The organism is Halomonas gemina (genome assembly GCF_023554995.1).
GTDB lineage: Bacteria > Pseudomonadota > Gammaproteobacteria > Pseudomonadales > Halomonadaceae > Halomonas > Halomonas gemina.
The window spans coordinates 24835-43126 of the sequence record NZ_JAMJPK010000008.1; the positions used below are offsets into that span (position 1 = coordinate 24835).

The window sequence follows — 18292 nt, forward strand, 5'->3', positions numbered from 1 at the left end:
AAACCCCACGACAACGCAGGCCGACGAGGCCGTGTAACATGACCCGGGACACCGCATGTCGAGGACGCCCCATGCAACGCCCGGATGCCGATACCTCCAGACGCCGACGCCTGAGCTGGCTGATGGCCGCTCCCCTGCTGGCCCTCGCCCTCTACCTGATCGTGGCCAACGGGCTGATCAATGCCCCGTACACCCAGGCGTGGCTGGCCGAGAAGACCGGCATCTCCGTCCGCTGGGCGTCGGGGTGGAGCGCCTTTCCCGGCCATTTCGTCCTCGAGGACCTCTACATCGAGAGTGAGGATCCGGCCCTCGGGCTGGCGGTGGACCGGGCCCGCCTGCGGATCTCGCTGCCGGCGCTGCTCGAGCGCCGGCTGGAAGTCTCCCGCTTCACGGCACAGGGACTGCGCCGCTTCAGCCTGGGACACAACCGTCTGGAGGGGCATGGCGAGGTCGCGCTCTCGGGCCTGCGCCTGGACGATGGCCGGGTGTCGATCCAGGGCCTCGAGCTGGGCCTGGAGGAGGCCCGGGTCAGGCGTGGCAGCACGGTGCTGGCCAACAACATTCGCCTGACGATCAACCTGCAGGTGGCGCCGTTCCGGTTGCGAGAACACCCCGACCTGGCAGCGGCGCGCTTCGTCTCGGGAACGCTCTCCCTGGACGCCACGGCCGATGCCTGGGATGTCTTCACCCCCTACCTGCGCCAGCTGGACTGGCTCGACCTGGCCGGCCACGGCAGGCTGACCGGCGAGCTGTCACTCGAGCGCGGCGAACTCGCCCCGGGAAGCGACCTCAGGCTGGACTCCCCATCGCTGCTGGTGGAACTGGACGAGCGCTTGCTGCTGTCCGCTTCCGAGGAGCCCACGGAGGAGGCCAGACCAGGCCGGGAACGGGCCGTGGGCACGCCCGACCACCACCGGCTCAGTGGGGCCGGCCGCGTCACCGGCCGCGTCGTGGCAGGCGACGAGGGGCCGGTGATGGAGCTCGGGGTGACCCTCGACGAGATGCTGATGCAGCGAGCGGGGCTGGCCGAGCCCTTCATGACCAGCCGGCGATTCCGGCTGTCCGCACGGCTGCCCGGCGCCGACCTCGCCGATGCCCCGCGGCAACTGGCCTCCGCCCGCCTCGAGTGGGAAGATGCGCGCCTGCCCAACGTGGGCGACCTGGCAGTCTACCTGCCCGAGGGTGGCCCGCTGACGCTGCAGAGCGGCAGTGCACGACTGGAGGGGTACCTGGCATACCGGGATGGCCTGCTCGAGGGCAACTTCCACCTCGCCGGTGACCGGGTGGCCCTGACCCTGGCCGGACGGCCGCTGGAAGGCAGCATAACCCTGGACCTGGCACTGCCCGAGGTCGACCCACGCCAGCGACGGCTGGACCTGACCGGCACCCACCTCGAGGTCTCCGCGAGTGGCGAGGAGGATGCGCTGCCGTTGACCACCGAGGTCACCCTGGAGGAGGCCCGCCTGACCTCGATGGTGCCCCTGGCCAGGCTCATCGGGGGACAGGGCCCACCGCCGCTGGAGGGCCGGGTGGTGCTCAGGGGACGCGTGGCCCGGCTCGATGTCCTCGATGACTTCCTGATCCACGCCGTCGACGGCGGCCTGACGCTGGAAGGCGGCGGTAACCTGGCGGCCAGCCTGCAGCTGGAGCAGGGTCGGGTGGCCTCGGGCAGCCGCCTGGCCGTGACCACCGAGTCGCTGCGGGCTCGCCTGTTCGACCTGGAGGCCTCGGGGCGGGGCAGCGTCACCGCCAGCTGGCAGGAGGCCCTGGGTCGGCCCGCGGCCAGGCTGGATGCCAGCCTGGAGGGGACCCGCGTGGCGAGATTGTCCGACCGTCAGCTGCTGATGCAGGAGGGTCGGCTGGTCCTGACCGCCGAGAGCGACGCTACCGGGCTCGACGCCTCGCTGGCGGGCCCGCGCCTGTCGCTCTCCTGGCAGGACGCCGAGATGCCCGATGTCGCGGTGCTGCAGCCCTACCTGCCTGCGGCCGCCCCGGTGACGCTGAAGTCCGGACGGGCCGCCACCCGGGGCAGGATCGAGGTCGAGGGCGGACGGGCCCGCGGCCAGATCGACCTGACCGGACAGCGCATCACCGGCCGCCTGCTCGGCCGGGAAGTGGAAGGGGAGCTGACCCTGGACCTCCAGGTACAGAAGGCCGACCTGGGCAACGGCCGCCTGGACCTCTCCGGGTCGCGGCTGGCAATGCAGGCGGCTGCGACGGCATCGGGCCCGCGCATGCGCACCCGGATCGTGGCACGCGAGGCGCGCCTCGGTCCGCTGCCTGTTCCGGGCCGGGAAGGGAAAGCACCGGGAATGGACGGCCAGCTCGTGCTCGATGGGCTGGTCGCCAACCTGGGCTTCCTCGACGACTTCCTTCCGTCCGCCCACGGCCTGACCCTGGAGGGGAGCGGCCGCTTCCACGCTGACCTGAAACTGGCGAATGATCACCTGCGTCCGCGCAGCCGGTTCCGGGTCGAGGCGGACGACCTGGCGGTCGGCTTCCTCGACTTCGCGGCCACTGGCAAGGGCCGCCTGGAGGCCGAGATCGTCGGCGACCACGATGCGCCGGGCGCCCGCATGAGCCTGACGCTGCCGCGCTTCAGCCTGAACCGGATCGGTGAGGCCAAGGCCCACGTCGAGGGCCGCCACTTCAGCCTCGTGACCGAGACGCCGCGCTTCGGCCTCGACCCTGAAGAACATTCGCTGCAGAACTTCACCACCCGCATTCGCCTGCCCATCGCCGAGGTGGACGACCTCTCTCGCTACAACGCCTACCTTCCCGAGGACGCTGGCCTGGCGCTGCTGGGTGGCCGTGCCGGCCTGGAAGTGGACCTTCACCTTGAGGGGCTCCAGGCCCGCGGCGACCTTACCCTCCAGGCCTTCGACACGGCCATCCGGCTCGGCGAGCAGCACCTGGAGGGTGACCTGCGACTCGAGGCGCGCCTGCGTGATGGCAACCTGGTCACCCGCCGCTTCGATGCCTCCGGCTCACAACTTCGACTGGACAACATCCAGCGCCGGGATGAGCAGACACGCGGCGAGGCCGGCTGGTGGGCGCGCCTCGACATCACCGAGGGTCGTCTTGACTGGACCCGCCCCCTGCAACTGGATGCGCGCATCGCCATGGCGATGCGCGACAGCGGCCTGCTGGCGCGCCTGTTCCTGTCCCGGGCCCGGGAGTGGGAATGGCTGGGTCGGCGCCTGACGGTGAACGACATCCGTGGCAACGCCCTGCTGCACCTGGACGACGATACCCTGCAGCTGCGCGAGGCTCGCCTGACGGGCGGCCCCCTGGAGATGCTCGCCGACCTGGTCATTCGCGACAAGGCGCTGGAGGGCTCCCTCTATGCCCGCCTGGGCATCCTCGCCGTCGGGGTGTCCCTCGAGCAGGGCCGGCCCGAGGTTCGCCTGCTGCGTCCGCGCCGCTGGTATGAACGCCACCGCCCCTCGCCGGAAGAGGACCTGGAGGAGGTCACGGTGCACCAGTGGCAGCAGGCCCTGGATACCCAGGCTCGCCCTTCCGGGAACACGGAGTGACCTCTCCTTCCTACCAAAGAATCGCGAGTAATAAATAAGTGGCGTATTGCATCGCAACACACTGTGATAAGATTCGCCCGCTTTTTAACCCTTCCCCCACCTCCTGCCTCAGGATGATCGCAGCCATGCTGACAACCTGTCGTATACCCCCCAGGCCACGGCAAACCGTCCGTTGGCCGGGCATGCTCGTGCTCGCCGTGTTCTCGCTGCTGGCCAGCGGCCCCGTGCTCGCCGCCACCGGCGAACTCGACCTGACCGGCTCCTTCGTGGGCATGCTCGCCGTCGCCGTCTTCGTGCTGGCCTACGCCCTGGTCATGGCCGAAGAGAAGATCCACATGCGCAAGTCGAAGCCGGTGCTGGTCGCGGCCGGCATCATCTGGGCGCTGATCGGCTGGGTCTATGTCAAGGCGGGCATGCCCGCCGAGTCGGAGCACGCCTTCCGCGTGACCCTGCTTGAGTTCACCGAGCTGATGCTGTTCCTGCTGGTGGCGATGACCTACATCAACGCCATGGACGAGCGCCGGGTGTTCGATGCATTGCGCTCCTGGATGGTCCGCAAGGGCTTCGATTATCGGCAGCTATTCTGGATCACCGGCGTACTGGCCTTCGTGATCTCACCGATCGCCGACAACCTGACCACCGCACTGCTGATGTGTGCGGTGGTGACCAAGGTCGCCGAGGGCGACAAGCGCTTCATCAACCTTTGCTGCGTCAACATCGTGGTGGCGGCCAATGCCGGTGGCGCCTTCAGTCCCTTCGGTGACATCACCACCCTGATGGTCTGGCAGGCGGGCATCGTGCAGTTCCAAGAGTTCTTCGAGCTGCTGATCCCGTCGCTGATCAACTTCCTGATCCCGGCCGTGGTGATGAGCGCCTTCATCAAGAACCGCAAGCCTGCCAGCATGGAGGAGGACGTCTGGCTCAAGCGAGGTGCCCGCCGCATCATCGCCCTCTTCCTGCTCACCGTGGCCACCGCCGTGGCCTGCCACGTCTTCCTGCACCTGCCGCCGGTGCTGGGCATGATGACGGGCCTTGGCTACCTGCAGTTCTTCGGCTACTACCTGCGCCGCACCCTGCCGCGCTCCCTGGAACGCAAGCGGACCCGCTACAGCCAGCGCGGCGACTGGAAGAAGCTCGAGAGCCTGGGCAGCGTGGTGCCCTTCGACGTCTTCAACCGTGTGGCACGGGCCGAGTGGGATACCCTGCTGTTCTTCTATGGCGTGGTGATGTGCGTGGGAGGCCTTGGCTTCATGGGCTACCTGGGCATGCTCTCCGAGGCCCTCTACACCGGCTGGAACGCCACCGGGGCCAACATTGCCCTGGGGGTAATCTCGGCGGTGGTCGACAACATCCCGGTGATGTTCGCGGTGCTGACCATGGAGCCGGACATGTCCCATGGCCACTGGCTGCTGATCACCCTCACCGCCGGCGTGGGCGGCAGCCTGCTGTCGATCGGCTCGGCGGCCGGCGTCGCCCTGATGGGCCAGGCCCGCGGCAACTACACCTTCATGGGCCACCTGCGCTGGACCCCGGTGATCGCCCTGGGCTACATCGCCAGCGTGATGGCCCACCTGTGGCTCAATGCCGAGAGCTTCCACGTCTTCAACTGACCTCCTCCCCCGGCGGCCATCCGCCGCCGGGGTCTCCCACCGCGTTGATACGCCGGCCTGTAAATTTCCTTAAAGTGATGTAGCGTATAAGGATGACCCGTGTCGGAACGACATGATGGTCCTCCTGATGCCTGTCGTGGGGAATAACTGATACGCATCAGGCATTAAAAATGACAATGCCCCCAGGGGCAGCAGGGAGAGGGCGTCATGGCCTCGTACACACGTAACGTGCAAGCCGCGCCTGCATGGTGCATGAGACTGGTGCTCGTCAGACAACGGGAACACAACCCCCGATGCCATCATTCGTCCTGACCCGCTCCCCGGCGGCGGGCGCCGTTGCCTATGCCAGCCAGCCGGGGAGGTACACTGCATGCTGCGCCTGAGCCTGCTGGCCCTGGCCAGCGTGCTGCTGCTGGCCGGCCTGCCGCTGGCCGGCACGACGGCCGTTGCTCAAGAAACACCGATCCTGCTGGTGGCCCACCCCGATGTGAATACCCGCCAGCTGAAGCGCGATACCACCCGCGCCATCTTCGCCATGAGGCAGCGCACCTGGCCCGACGGCCAGGCCGTGCGGGTCTTCGTGCTCGACAACAACCACCCCGTGCATGCGCGCTTTGCCAAGGAGCAGCTGGCCGTCTATCCGCACCAGCTGCAGCTGGCCTGGGACCGCATGGTGTTCTCGGGCACCGGGCAGGCGCCCGACCGTGTTCGCGACCAGGCAGAGATGCGTGAGCGTGTCGCCACCACGCCCGGTGCCGTGGGATATCTTGAAAGGGAGTACCTGGATGATCGTGTCCAAGTCATTTCGATGGAGTGATTCCCGCTCCATGATCGCCATGGCCGCCGCGCTGGCCCTGGGCCTCTCTGCCCAGGCCCGAAGCGACGAAGGCGTGCTGGATACCCTTCAGGTGCATGGCTTCCTGAGCCAGGCGATGATCATCACCGACGACAACAACTTCTTCGGTCCCAGCAGCGAGGACGAGGGCAGTTTCAAGTTCACCGAGATCGGTGCCAATGCCTCGCTGCGACCCCACGAGGATGTGTTGCTGGCCGCCCAGGTACTGAGCCGGCGGTCCGGCGGAGATGGCAGCGATGCCACTCCGAAGCTTGACTATGGGCTCATCGATTACCAGATGCTCTCCGACCAGCAACGTACCTTCGGCATCCAGCTCGGCCGCTTCAAGAACCCCTTCGGCTTCTACAACCAGACCCGCGATGTGGCCTTTACCCGGCCTAGTATCCTCTTGCCACAATCCATCTACTTCGACCGTACCCGGTCGCTGGGCCTAGCCGGTGACGGCGTCAGCCTCTACCATGAGGAGAGGCTCGAGACAGGGGCTCTAAGACTGCAGGCAGGCTTTGGGCAAGTACGCATTGAGGATGACGTAGACCGAACCCTGGGGCTAGAGAGGTTTCCAGGCTCCCTTGAGCCCGACACATCTGCGATCGGGCAAATACGATATGAGCATGATGGAGGCCGAATTGTAACGGCGCTCAGTACCGCCAGTGCCAATGCGGAATATGACTCCCCTCCCGGTATGCCAGGAAATGGCAAGTTTCATTTCGAACCTTGGGTTCTCTCCTTTCAATACAATCAGGAACTATGGAGCCTCACTGCCGAATACGCCATCCGGAAGCTTGAACTCGAAGGGTTCAACGCCTTCGCGGACTCAGAGCGGAATGGAGAAAGCTGGTACATCCAGTACACGCGCCGCTTCAACAATGACTGGCAATGGCTCGTTCGCTACGACAGCCTGGTAAATGACCGAGGTGACCGCTCAGGCAAGGAGTTTGAAGCCAGCACAGGGGGTTCGATTCCTGCCCACACACAGTTTGCCGACGATATCACCCTGGGCCTGCAGTGGACCCCCCACCCTCGCGTGATGCTGGCCGGCGAATATCATCATGTCGATGGCACCGGCTGGCTGCCTACCCAGGACAACCCGGACCCATCGGAGACCAGTCGTCGCTGGAACATGCTGCTGTTCCAGCTCTCGTTGCGCTTCTGACGTCTCCATGCTCCTGGCCAGGAACCCGCCGAGATGACCCTCCCCGCGTCCCTCCGGACTCGCCACCGACTCAGCCTGACATGGCGTGTCATCGCCCTGAGCAGCCTGCTGCTGGTCGGACTTGTGGCGCTGTTTACCTGGCTGGGCCACGACAACCTGACCCGCCAGTTCCAGGAGAGCCGCAACCAGCACCACGAGCGGCAACAGCGGGAGATCCGCCTGGCCCTGCAGCGTTCGGCGGAGAACCTTCGCCAGCTGGCGGGCCTGGCGGCGGCCTCGCCACGCCTGGGCCCCCCCCTCGAGGCGCGCAACGCGGAAGAAGTCGAGGAAGCGCTGGCGTCTCAGTGGCCGACCCTGCAGCTCGAGGCCGGCATCGACGAGATACTGGTGGTGGACACCCAGGGGGGGATCCTGGGCCGCTGGGGGGCCGGCCAGTCCGAGAGTAGTCTGCCGATCCAGGCCTGGGCGCAACGGATCATGGATACCGAGATGCCCATCACGGCACTGCGCTGTGCGGCGGACTGCCAGCAGTATGCCGCCGTTCCGGTGCTGGTGGATGGCGAGAGCGTCGGCCTGGTCGTTCTCTCCCGCTCACTGGCCGATGTGACCCGACAGGCCCGGGAGGTCTCCAACGCCGAAGTGGCCCTGCTGGTGACCGGCCCGCTGGAGGGCCGCGACCTTCCCGAAGCGCGCCATCTCGCCCCCTGGAATGGCTATCTTCTGGCCCTGACGCGCCAGGAAGTCAGCCTGCCCGTCCTGCAACGGGCAGCCGAACTCGGACCGATCAGCGCCCTGCTGCAAGCACCCCTGCAGCTTCAGTATCGGGGCCAGCACCTGGAGCTCAGCGCGGTCCGCATGGACGAGGACGCGGACCGACGCAGCACCGGCTACTTCCTGCTGGTCTCCGACATCTCGACCCAGATCAGGGCCATCAACGAGGACACTCGCATCCTGCTGGGCGTTGGCCTGGCGGGCTGGATCGCCGCGGAGCTGGTGCTGCTGCTGATCCTGCTGCGCCCCATGGCACGCCTGCGGCGGATCGCCGGCTTGCTGCCGACGCTGGCCAGCGGGGGATTCGACGATGTTCGCGCCGCGATCCCCGCCGTCCGCCACCGCCTGCCGGACGAGATCGACGTGCTGGAAGGCACCACCCTGGAGCTCTCCCGACAGCTCGAGATGCTGGAAAAGGAGGTTCAGGAACGCGGAGACCAGTTGGCGGAGCGCGTCGAGGAGCTGGCCAAGGAACGGGACTTCGTCAACAGCCTGCTCGATACCGCCCGGGTCTTCATCATTGCCCAGGACAACCGGGGACGGATCAGCCTGGTCAACGACTATACCCGCGCGATGCTGGACCTGGATGAACCCTCCCTGCTGGGTCGCCACTTCGTGGACGTGTTCGAGGCGGGCAGCCCTTCCCTGGTCGGCGCCTTCGACACACCACAGCAGGAGGAGCGGACCCTGCAGACTCCGGACCAGCGCATCCATACCATCGCCTGGTACCATGCCCCGCTGCCGTCCGGCACCGACGGCAGCATGTCGCGCATCTCGGTAGGGCTCGACATCACTGAGCGCAAGGCCGCGGAGGCCCGCCTGACCTGGCTGGCCGAATGTGATCCCCTGACCGAGCTCTACAACCGGCGCTACTTCCAGGATGCCCTGCAGAAGGCCCTGTGGCGGGAATCATGCGGCGCCGTGCTACTGCTGGACCTGGACCAGTTCAAGGAGGTCAACGAGCTCAGCGGCCACCATGTCGGTGACCGCCTGCTGCGTGAGGTGGCGGAGACCCTCCTGCTGAACCTGGGCCATCGCGGTGTCATCGCCCGCCTGGGTGGCGACGAGTTCTCGCTGTTGCTGGAACATGCCGACGAGGACCAGGCGGTCCAGGTTGCCCAGTACATCGACCAGCTGCTCGACAGCCTGGGGTTCACGGCTGCAGGGCGCCGCCACCGGGTCACCGCGAGTATCGGCATAGCCTTGTTCCCGGTCCACGGCGCGACGCCGGCCGACCTGATGGCCAGTGCCGACGTGGCCATGTACAAGGCCAAGGAGAGTGGCCTCCAGCACTGGCACCTGCTATCGAGGATCGAGAACGCCAAGGACGAGCTGCAGGAGCGGGTCTACTGGGTCGAGCGCGTGCGCAGCGCTCTGGAAGAAGACAGTTTCGAGCTGATGGTGCAACCGATCATGCGGCTGGAGGATCGCGACGTGAAGCACTACGAGGTACTGCTGCGCATGCGCGATGCCGATGGCAGCCTAGTATCGCCCGCCTGTTTCATCCCGGTAGCGGAGCGCAGCGGTCAGATCGTGCAGGTCGACCGCTGGGTGCTGCGCCACAGCCTGCGGCTACTCAGTCAACTGCAGGAGCGAGGTATCAGCCTGGCGGTCAACCTCTCGGGGCAGTCCCTGCATGATGAAGGCCTGAAGCAGTACCTGGCCGACGAGTTGGCCGCGAGTGGTGCCGATCCCCACCATCTTATCCTCGAAGTCACCGAGACCGCCGCCGTCACTGACTTCTCGACTGCACGCGGCGTGCTGCAGTCGGTCCGCGACCTCGGATGCCGCACCGCCCTGGACGATTTCGGCGTGGGCTTCAGCAGCTTCCATTACCTGGGGCAATTGCCGGTGGATTACATCAAGATCGACGGCTCCTTCATCCGCAGCCTGCCGATCAGCCCCGAGAGCCGCGTCATCGTCCAGGCCATCGCCGATATTGCCGCCGGCTTCGGCAAGCAGGCGATCGCCGAGTTCGTCGATCAGGAAGCGCTGCTGCCGATGTTGAAGTCCTATGGCATCACCTATGGCCAAGGCTTTCACTTGGGCCGCCCTAGTCTGATAAAGAATATCTTAAAGGACACATGAAAAGGCCTTAAGCCCTATTATAAGACTATAGCTTGAATTTTGATCTTTCGGATAATTGGCAACTCACAGTACAAAGGAAGTCAAGAATGACATCGCTAAAAACCAATGAGGTAAAGCGGTCTCGCAATCAAGAACTCTTCGGCCAATTCATTGAAGAGTATCGCTTTGTACTGGCCATGAGCCCTGATGTTAAAAAAAAGGCTCTCTCCTTGCGCCATGAAGTTTTTCTTCAAGAGCTGCGTTACAAGATGCATGAGGACCAAGCTCACCACCTGGAAACAGATGAGTACGATGATTCTTCGATTCACTGCCTAATTGAACACAAGCGCAGCGGCCTGCCTGCTGGGTGCATGCGCCTAGTCATACCATCAAGTGATCCGGAATCGCCATTTCACAAGCTTCCAGTAGAAATACAAGGCAGTGGAAAGCTAAATCACTCCATGCTAAAACCAGGAAACATGCCAAGGCATCAGCTTTGCGAAGTTTCCCGACTGGCAATTTCTCGAAACTTTCGGTCTCGCCAGACCGGAGAAAATCATACCTCTATTATCTTTGATGGACAAGACTTCTCGAGCATGGAAGTGAGAACATTCCCTCTGATTGCCATAGGACTCTTTCTCTGCACCTACTCTCTGGTAGGGCTGACTGGCCGTCGCCACGTGTTTGCAATGATGGAATCTCGCCTACCTAGACTACTCGCGCTATCTGGCTTCCACTTCACCAAAGTGAGCGATGAAATTGAGCACCATGGTTTACGAAACGCTTACTATATAGACCATTCAAAAGCCGAAAAAGAGATGCATGAGGACCTAATACCACTCTACTTGCATATCCGTAAGGAGCTGTCCTTCCAGTTAAAAGAAGTGCCGGTGCATGAAGCCAGGGTTTCATGTTCCTGAAGCGGAGAAATCTTAGGCCCAGGATAGAGCCTCTCCGGCCAGTCCAGCAGCATGATGGCCAGCACGTTGCGGTGCTCCCCGTTGGCCAGGTCGGTGCCCCCCTGCTCAGACGGCACCATCCTCGCCTCGGGGTCATAGGCTCCGACCAGCGCATCCTGAAGACGCCCCACGGCCGGATGCTCCTCCTCCCCGGCCAGCAGGAAACTTATGCCCACCTCCGTATAGATGTCCTCCTTGGTATCCGCGAGGATGCGCTCCAGGCTGGCGGCGAACTCGTCCAGCACCCAGCGGAACTCCTCGGCCGACACCGGCTGCTGGTAGTAGTCACTGGCGGCGATCACGAAGTGGGTCATGCCGTATATCTTGTTGCGGTATTCGGCCGTGGAGAGCCTCGGGTCACGCCGCGGCGGGTACTGCTGGCGGAAGGCCGTGATGACCTCCTCGCGCAGGTCGGTGACGCCCAGGTCCTCGAGGTAATACACCAGGTTGGCCACCTGGGCGGCGTAGATCGCCATCACGTCGGAATCGAGCAGGAAGGGACGAAAGTCAACGCTTGCCAGGTAGTCCAGCGCCCGGCGATAGCCGGGAAGGTCGGCCTCGTTCAGCAGGCCATGGTATTGCGCCTGGGTCAGCTCGAAGGCCAGGCTCTTGGCATAGGCGATCTCGCCCCACTCGGCGAGCATCCGCTTGCGGCGACGCTGCTTCTCGCTGCCCGTCGGGTAGGCCGCCACCTTCTCCCGGGCCCGGCGTTCGGCGTGGTCCGGCGTGTCCAGCGCCTCGATCTCCTCGCGAATCCGGCCCACCAGACGCTGGCCGTAGTCCCGGTTGAGGGGCAGGTAACGGGCGTCTCCGGTGATCCGGTAGAGCCGCTGGGCATAGTGGCGCTGCTTGCTGTGGGGGAGGTCGGGCAGTGCCGCCTCGTAGCGCTCGCGGATCGCCGCGGCCACTGCCGCATAATCCAGCCCCTGCTCCCGTTGCTCGAGGTCCCGCTGCTGGATGGCACAGCCGGCCAGAGAGAGGAGCGCCACCATCAGCCAGGTGACGATCACGGCAGGCGTGCGGGGCCTTCCCATCGGGGTCGGGGTCATGCTCATTTTGCTTTCCTCCCTCGTCTGACGCGCCCTGGCGGAATCAGCTTGACCCTGGCCTTGGGTCGCCCGGGAGGCATCGCCTGCTCCTGCTCGTCGCGCTCAGGGCCCCGGGAGGTCGCTGGCCGCTGCACCACCACCCAGGCGAACACCGGCAGGGAGAGGTGCCAGTGGATCGCCGAGAGCCGCAAGCCCAGGGTCACCACCAGCCCCGTGGCGATGGAGACCGCCAGCGGCACGGCAAGGGCCTCCAGGCCGACGAAGACCACGCCACCGGCAATCGAGGCGGTGGCATAGACCTCCTGCCGGAGCACCATGGGTACCCGCCGCGCCAGCACGTCGCGGACCATGCCGCCGGCCACCCCGGTCAGCAGACCCATCAGCACCGCCACCACGCCCGGCGCCTCCAGCATCAGGGCCTTGTGGGCGCCGATTACCGTGAACAGCGCCAGGCCGAAGGCGTCCGCCACCGGCAGGAAGCCCCGCGAGAGGCGATGGATGTAATGGAAGCCGAGGATCGACAGGCTAACGGTGGCGAGGATCACCCAGAGGTAGGTCGGATCCGTCACCCAGAACACCGGGCGTACGCCCAGCACCAGGTCTCGCAGGGTGCCACCACCGATCCCGGTCACCGCCGCCAGCACCAGCATGCCGAAGGGGTCCATCCGCGAACGGCAGGCCAGTATCACGCCCGAGAGGGCGAAGACGATCACCCCCGCCATGTCCAGCCAGTAGACCACGCCCGTCACATCGTCTCTCCCTTGTCCGCTGGGCGGCAGCATAGCGCATCCGGGCGCCGGTCCGCTGCAGCGGACCGGCGGTTCAGGCGGGCGTGGGGATCGGCCGTCGGGTCATGACGGTCACGGTCTCGCCGTGGTGACGCAGGGTCTCGTGATCCGTCCAGCCGAGGCGGCGATAGAGCGCCTGCCGATCCGGGGTGAAGAGATAGAGCCGCTCGATGCCGTTCCCCGAGGCCTCCACCTCGACCCGCCGGACTAGCGACGAGGCAATGCCCCGCCCGCGCCATTCGGGCAGCACATAGACCGAGGCCAGCCAGGGCGTGAGGTCGGGCCGAGGATCCAGGTCCTGGGCCACCAGGCTGGCGGTGCCCACCGGCCTGCCTGTCGCAAGCGCCACGAATACCGAGGGCACGCCCGCCCTGCCGCACTCCCCGCGCAGGGCGGCAAGGCGCGAGGCCAGCGTCTCGCCGGGGCTCAGATGCGACCACTCGGCGTGCTGCCAGGCCGCGACCCGCGCCAGGTGCGGCGAGTCGGGGCCCAGTCGCAGGATCTCCAGATGCCTCATCCGCGCTGGAAGGGATAGACGGCGCCGATGGCCAGGATCTCCGTCAGCTCGTCCAGCGCCGCCAGGGTCTCCTCGGCCAGCTGCGGGTCGGCCAGGTCCTTGGGGGCCAGGCGGTCGCGGTAGTGACGCTCGACCCAGGCGGTGAGCTCGCCATGCAGGGCATCATTCAGCAGCACCCGCCCCGAGAGGGCCGCGCGTTCCGCCGCCGAGAGCACCACCCGCAGCCGCAGGCAGGCAGGGCCCCCGCCGTTGCGCATGCTCTGCTTGACGTCCTTGACCACCACCTCGGATATCGGGTTATGGCCGGCCAGCAGGAGGTCCTGGATGGTGCGCCAGACGCTCTCGCGCTCCTGGCACTCCCCGGGCACCACCAGCGTCATGGTGCCATCCAGGTTGGAGAGCAGCTGGGAGTTGAAGAGGTAGGAGGCCACGGCGTCCTCGAGGCTGACCGCCGCCTCGGGGACCCGGATCGGGACCAGCGGCGTGGCCATCTTCGCCCTCAGCGCGTCCAGGGTGGCCTGCTCGTCCAGGAAGGCCTGCTCGTGGTAGAGCAGCACCGGACCGTTACCCACGCTGATCACGTCGTTGTGGAAGACCCCGGCATCGATGGCCTCGGGGTGCTGCTGGGCAAACACCACCCGGGACTCCGTGAGGCCATGCTGGCGGGCAATCGCCTGGCTCGCCTCCAGGGTCTGGCGCGCCGGGAAGCGCCGCGGCGCCACGCCCTCCTCGGCCCCCCAGCCGAAGGCCGCCCGCCCATAGACGAAGAGGTGCACCCCGGGCTCGCCATGGTCCGCGGCGAGGCGGGTATGGTTGGCCGCGCCCTCGTCGGAGAAGGCCGGGGTCGCCGGCAGCACCGGATGGTGGGCGAAGCGTTGCTCTTCGCGGAAGATCGCCGCCAGCACCCGGGCGGTGGTGGCCGGCTCCAGGAAGCGGTGGAAGCTCGACTGCAGGTTGGCCGGGGTGAAGTGCACCCGGCCGTCCGGCGCATCCATGGAGGGCGTCACCGTGGCGGCATTGGCGGTCCACATGCTCGAGGCCGAGCAGACCGCGCGCAGGATCTGCGGGGCCTCGCCCGCCGCCCGGGCCAGCACCTTAGCATCGCTGCCGGTGAAGCCGAGCTGGCGCAGCGCCCCCAGGTCGGGGCGCTGCTGGGGCGGCAGCACGCCCTGGGCGTAGCCGGCCTCCATCAGCGCCTTCATCTTGCCCAGGCCCTGAAGGGCGGCCTCCCGGGGATTGGCCTCCAGTCCGCCGTGGGTCATGGAGGCGACGTTGCCCAGGGCCAGGCCGGCGTAGTTGTGGGTCGGGCCGACCAGGCCATCGAAGTTGACCTCGCGCACGTCCGGGGTCGGTTGACTCATAGGGTCACCCCCGGCGGCAGCGTCTCGGGCAGGACCAGCGCCTCGCTCTCCATGGAGGCGACCGGATAGGCACAGTAGTCGGCGGCGTAATAGGCACTCGGGCGATGGTTGCCGCTCTCGCCGACCCCACCGAAGGGCGCGTCGCCGGAAGCGCCGGTGGTCTGGCGGTTCCAGTTGACGATGCCGGCGCGGATGCGCAGCAGGAAATCGTCCCAGTCGTGTCGCTCACCGCCGAGCAGCCCGGCGGAGAGGCCGTAGCGGGTGTCGTTGGCCAGGCGCAGCGCCTCGTCCCAGTCGCGGTAGCGATGCACCTTGAGCAGCGGGCCGAAGTGCTCCTCGTCAGGCACCGCCAGGCCGGTGACGTCGATCAGCGCCGGGCTGAGCAGGCTGGTGCCGGGCTCGACGCGGGCCATGCGGGCGAGCACCGTCCCCCCCAGCGCCTCCAGGTCGTCCTGGGCCTGGAGCATGCCATCGGCGGCCGCCACGCTCACCAGGCCGGCATAGAAGGGCGCGGGGTCGCTGAACTGGCCGGCCACCCGCAGCCGCGAGATGGCGTCACTGAGAGCATCCAGCAGGTGGTCCCCTACCTGGCCCTCGGGCACGATCAGCCGCCGGGCGCAGGTGCAGCGCTGGCCGCCGGAGAGGAAGGCCGACTGCAGGATGGTCAGCACGGCCGCCTCCTGGTCGGGGACGTCCTTCACCACCAGCGGGTTGTTGCCGCCGAGCTCCAGGGCCAGGATCTTGTCGAGCTGGTCGGCGAACTGGCGATGCAGGAGGCCCCCCACCCGGGCGCTGCCGGTGAACAGCAGGCCATCGAGGCCGGGGTTTGCCGAGAGCGCCTGGCCGGTCCCGGCGGCGCCCTGCACCAGGTTGATCACGCCGTCGGGCAGCCCCGCCTCCTGCCAGCACTGCAGGGTGAGGTCGGCGGTCAGCGGGGTCTGCTCGCTGGGCTTGAAGACCACGGTGTTGCCGGCCAGCAGCGCCGGTACGACATGGCCGTTGGGCAGGTGGCCGGGGAAGTTGTAGGGGCCATAGACCGCCATCACCCCGTGCGGGCGATGGCGCAGCACGGCGGTGGCATCCCCCAGGTCGCGGCTGCGCTCGCCGGTGCGCTCCTGGTAGGCGCGGATCGAGAGCGCCACCTTGCCGATCATCGCCCCCACCTCGGTGCGGGCCTCCCAGAGCGGCTTGCCGGTCTCCTGGGCGATGGCCGTGGCCAGGTCCTCGCGGTGACGCTCCAGCACCTCGCGGAAGCGCTCCACCAGCGCCTGGCGCTCGCCAAAAGGAGTCCGCGCCCAGGCCGGGAAGGCGCCCCGGGCGGCCGCCACCGCGGCGTCCACCTGGGCCGCGGTGGCGGCGCCACCCTCCCAGAGGCGTTCATCGGAGACCGGGTCGTGCTTGGTGAAGGCCTCGCCCTCACCCGCCTGCCAGGTGCCGCCGACCAGCAGCTGTTGTCTTGCCTTCATCACGCCTCCTCCTCGGTATCCAGAATGCGCAGGGTGTCGCCGGAAGCGACCTCCAGCCGACGCGCCTCGTCCTCGTCGAGCGTCACCACGCCCTCGGCGTCGGGCCCGCGTCCCAGCCAGGCGGCACGGAAGCCCGCCATCCCGGTGGTGGCCGCCAGCCAGCGCGGCCGCGGCGAACGCTCGGGCGTGCCGGCCTTGACCTCGACCCGGCAGCGCCGCGACAGCCGCACGCCGCGCACGTCGTCGATATAGGCCTCCACGGTGGGGCCGCCGTCGAAGATATCGATGAAACCCTCCCAGCGCAGGCCCTGCTTCTTGAGCATGGCCAACGCCGGACGGGTATGCTCGTGCACCTGGCCGATGCAGGCCCGCGCCGCCTCGCTGAGGAAGGGCGTGTAGATCGGGAACTTGGGCATCAGCTCGCCGATGAAGCTCTTCTGGCCCAGCCCCGTGAGCCTGTCGGCCTCGTCGAAGGCGAGCGGGAAGAAGTGGCTGCCCAGGCACTCCCAGAAGGGGCTGCGCCCGTTCTCGTCGAAGACGCCGCGCATCTCGGCGAGCACCTTGTCGGGGAAGCGGTCGCGGAACTCGGCCAGGAACAGCCAGCGCATCATCGACAGCAGCGCGCCGTTGCGATCGTGACGATGGTCGGCGCCGCGATACTCGGGACGCAGGAACAGCGAGGCCACCTCGGCGTCGCCGGTGTGGTCGGAGCTCAGGAAGAGGGTGTCGATGGTGCGGTGCAGGTCGAGCTGCACCGAGGAGTGGGCCAGGGTCCCCAGGCGGTAATGATAGAAGGGGATCTCGCGCCCCACCTGGCCCTCGATGGCGCAGCAGCCGGCCAGCCGGCCGCTCGCCTCGTCCTCCAGCACGAAGAAGTAGAGCCGCTGCTCCTTGGGCGTGCGCTCCTCGAAGGCGGCCACCGTCGAGGCGATCCTGGACGCCAGGAAGTCGCGGTTGTCGGGCAACGAGGTGAAGCCCACCCCGGTCTCCCGGGCCAGGGCCTGCAGCTCGTCCAGGTCGCCCTCGGCGATCGGTCGAATACGCATCACAGCTCTCCCTCGTCATAGCCCGGATCGTGCGCGTCGAGACTCCCGTCTCCCATCCCCGGCAGCGCCAGGGGGGCGGCCAGCACGGCGCGCCCCTCCTCCACGCCCAGCCGCTCGGCATGCTCCGGGGAGAGCATCAGCTGGCCGGTGGGCGACAGGGCATAGCGCGCCACCACACAGCGGAAGTCGCCGAGGCGCTGGTTGGCGACCATGGCCGGCTCGGCATCGGGCAGCGCGTGGGCGGGGCGGATGCGCACCGGATGCCAGGCGGCGCGGCAAAAGCTTTGCAGGCGCTCCCGTTCGCCCTTGATCACCGGGCCGGCATCGAAGATGTCCACGTGGCGCGAGCGCAGGAAGCCCTCGGCCAGCATCTCGGTCAGGGCCGGCTCGTGGTCGGGATGCTCGCGGCCGATGGCGGCCCGGGCCTGGGGCGTGAGCAGCGCCAGGTAGAGCGGGAACTGCGGCATGACCTCGGCGATGAAGCTCTTCGAACGCACCCCGGCCAGGTAGTTGATCTCCTGGTAGTCGCGCACGAAGAAGTGGCGACCCACGCTGTTCCAGAACGGCGATTCGCCCTGCTCATCCAGGTAGCCGGGAAAGGCCATGGCCAGGATCCCGGCGAAGCGCTCCGGGTACTGGGCGATGAACATCAGCCGCGCGCGGCGCAGCAGGCTCTCGGCGCTGGTGCCCTTGTAGCGGGCATCCATCGACAGGGCGCAGAGCAGGGTCGCCTCGGAGACCTCGTGGGAGAGCGAAAGGGTCGGTACCTCACGACGCACGTCGAGCTGCTGGGAGGCGTGGATCAGCGTCTCCTGGCGATAGGTGTAGTAGGCCTCGCGGGCACCGGCCTGGGCACGGATGGTGGCGGTACCCGCCACCTCGCCGCGCTCCAGGTCCTCGAGCACGAAGGTGTAGTGCTCGTCACCGGGCACCTCGACCTCGGCGGCGAAGGCGCGCTGGGAGCGGGCGATGCGCTCCTCCAGGCGGTCGCGGTGGGCCGGCAGGTTGGTCAGCCGCGGCGTCGCACTGCCGGCCAGCCGTTCCAGGGCCGGCAGGTCCGCCGGGCGGACGGGGCGTATGACCAGCATGGCAGGGTCTCCGGAAGGGAATGAG

General features: G+C 67.2%; 13 protein-coding genes. 6 read left to right on the forward strand and 7 right to left on the reverse strand.

Annotation, left to right across the window (positions count from 1 at the left end; translation table 11 throughout):
- Positions 1-71: 71 nt before the first annotated feature.
- The 6 genes from M8009_RS16315 to M8009_RS16340 all read left to right on the forward strand — a co-directional run bounded on the left by M8009_RS16315 (position 72) and on the right by M8009_RS16340 (position 10913).
- Positions 72-3536, forward strand: coding sequence for a translocation/assembly module TamB domain-containing protein (locus M8009_RS16315; RefSeq protein WP_250063155.1), 3465 nt, complete (start codon positions 72-74; stop codon positions 3534-3536).
- A 125-nt stretch (positions 3537-3661) separates the two neighbouring features.
- Positions 3662-5146: a sodium:proton antiporter NhaD gene (gene nhaD / locus M8009_RS16320; RefSeq protein ID WP_430886922.1), complete on the forward strand. Its 1485-nt coding sequence runs from the start codon at positions 3662-3664 to the stop codon at positions 5144-5146.
- 370 nt (positions 5147-5516) lie between these two features.
- A complete protein-coding gene (locus tag M8009_RS16325) occupies positions 5517-5963 on the forward strand; it encodes a hypothetical protein (RefSeq protein WP_250063159.1) in 447 nt (148 codons plus the stop codon).
- Positions 5932-7155, forward strand: a complete 1224-nt coding sequence (locus tag M8009_RS16330; protein WP_250063161.1) for a hypothetical protein — start codon at positions 5932-5934, stop codon at positions 7153-7155. Before M8009_RS16325 ends, M8009_RS16330 begins: the two co-directional genes overlap by 32 nt.
- A gap of 33 nt (positions 7156-7188) precedes the next feature.
- Positions 7189-10014, forward strand: coding sequence for a bifunctional diguanylate cyclase/phosphodiesterase (locus M8009_RS16335; RefSeq protein ID WP_250063163.1), 2826 nt, complete (start codon positions 7189-7191; stop codon positions 10012-10014).
- 86 nt (positions 10015-10100) lie between these two features.
- A complete protein-coding gene (locus M8009_RS16340) occupies positions 10101-10913 on the forward strand; it encodes a PEP-CTERM/exosortase system-associated acyltransferase (RefSeq protein WP_250063165.1) in 813 nt (270 codons plus the stop codon).
- On the opposite strand, the gene M8009_RS16345 is transcribed toward M8009_RS16340, so the two are convergent.
- From M8009_RS16345 to M8009_RS16375, 7 genes are all read right to left on the reverse strand, one after another.
- The gene (locus M8009_RS16345) at positions 10835-12007 is read right to left on the reverse strand and encodes a DUF3541 domain-containing protein (RefSeq protein WP_250063167.1); all 1173 of its coding nucleotides are present in this window, start codon (positions 12005-12007) and stop codon (positions 10835-10837) included. The two genes, M8009_RS16340 and M8009_RS16345, sit on opposite strands and share 79 nt — an antisense overlap.
- Positions 12004-12750 (reverse strand): trimeric intracellular cation channel family protein, encoded by a 747-nt coding sequence (locus tag M8009_RS16350; protein ID WP_250063169.1) that lies wholly within the window; start codon positions 12748-12750, stop codon positions 12004-12006. The genes M8009_RS16345 and M8009_RS16350 overlap by 4 nt, the downstream gene beginning before the upstream one ends.
- Positions 12751-12823: 73 nt before the next feature.
- Complete coding sequence (locus M8009_RS16355; protein WP_250063170.1) at positions 12824-13306, reverse strand: GNAT family N-acetyltransferase; 483 nt, start codon at positions 13304-13306, stop codon at positions 12824-12826.
- On the reverse strand, positions 13303-14667 hold the full coding sequence (astB, locus tag M8009_RS16360; protein ID WP_250063172.1) for an N-succinylarginine dihydrolase: 1365 nt from the start codon (positions 14665-14667) through the stop codon (positions 13303-13305). The genes M8009_RS16355 and astB overlap by 4 nt, the downstream gene beginning before the upstream one ends.
- Complete coding sequence (gene astD / locus M8009_RS16365) at positions 14664-16133, reverse strand: succinylglutamate-semialdehyde dehydrogenase (protein ID WP_250063174.1); 1470 nt, start codon at positions 16131-16133, stop codon at positions 14664-14666. The genes astB and astD overlap by 4 nt, the downstream gene beginning before the upstream one ends.
- A complete protein-coding gene (gene astA / locus M8009_RS16370; RefSeq protein WP_250063176.1) occupies positions 16133-17179 on the reverse strand; it encodes an arginine N-succinyltransferase in 1047 nt (348 codons plus the stop codon). The genes astD and astA overlap by 1 nt, the downstream gene beginning before the upstream one ends.
- Positions 17179-18267: an arginine N-succinyltransferase gene (locus M8009_RS16375; protein WP_250063178.1), complete on the reverse strand. Its 1089-nt coding sequence runs from the start codon at positions 18265-18267 to the stop codon at positions 17179-17181. Before M8009_RS16375 ends, astA begins: the two co-directional genes overlap by 1 nt.
- Positions 18268-18292 lie beyond the last annotated feature (25 nt).

What these genes read in the sequence shown, in the direction of transcription:
- M8009_RS16355 (WP_250063170.1), bottom strand. Translation starts at nt 13,306, where the DNA reads ATGAGGCATCTGGAGATCCTGCGACTGGGCCCCGACTCGCCGCACCTG.
- M8009_RS16335 (WP_250063163.1), top strand. Translation starts at nt 7,189, where the DNA reads ATGACCCTCCCCGCGTCCCTCCGGACTCGCCACCGACTCAGCCTGACA.
- M8009_RS16325 (WP_250063159.1), top strand. Translation starts at nt 5,517, where the DNA reads ATGCTGCGCCTGAGCCTGCTGGCCCTGGCCAGCGTGCTGCTGCTGGCC.
- M8009_RS16340 (WP_250063165.1), top strand. Translation starts at nt 10,101, where the DNA reads ATGACATCGCTAAAAACCAATGAGGTAAAGCGGTCTCGCAATCAAGAA.
- M8009_RS16345 (WP_250063167.1), bottom strand. Translation starts at nt 12,007, where the DNA reads ATGAGCATGACCCCGACCCCGATGGGAAGGCCCCGCACGCCTGCCGTG.
- nhaD (WP_430886922.1), top strand. Translation starts at nt 3,662, where the DNA reads ATGCTGACAACCTGTCGTATACCCCCCAGGCCACGGCAAACCGTCCGT.
- astB (WP_250063172.1), bottom strand. Translation starts at nt 14,667, where the DNA reads ATGAGTCAACCGACCCCGGACGTGCGCGAGGTCAACTTCGATGGCCTG.
- M8009_RS16330 (WP_250063161.1), top strand. Translation starts at nt 5,932, where the DNA reads ATGATCGTGTCCAAGTCATTTCGATGGAGTGATTCCCGCTCCATGATC.
- astD (WP_250063174.1), bottom strand. Translation starts at nt 16,133, where the DNA reads ATGAAGGCAAGACAACAGCTGCTGGTCGGCGGCACCTGGCAGGCGGGT.
- M8009_RS16315 (WP_250063155.1), top strand. Translation starts at nt 72, where the DNA reads ATGCAACGCCCGGATGCCGATACCTCCAGACGCCGACGCCTGAGCTGG.
- astA (WP_250063176.1), bottom strand. Translation starts at nt 17,179, where the DNA reads ATGCGTATTCGACCGATCGCCGAGGGCGACCTGGACGAGCTGCAGGCC.
- M8009_RS16375 (WP_250063178.1), bottom strand. Translation starts at nt 18,267, where the DNA reads ATGCTGGTCATACGCCCCGTCCGCCCGGCGGACCTGCCGGCCCTGGAA.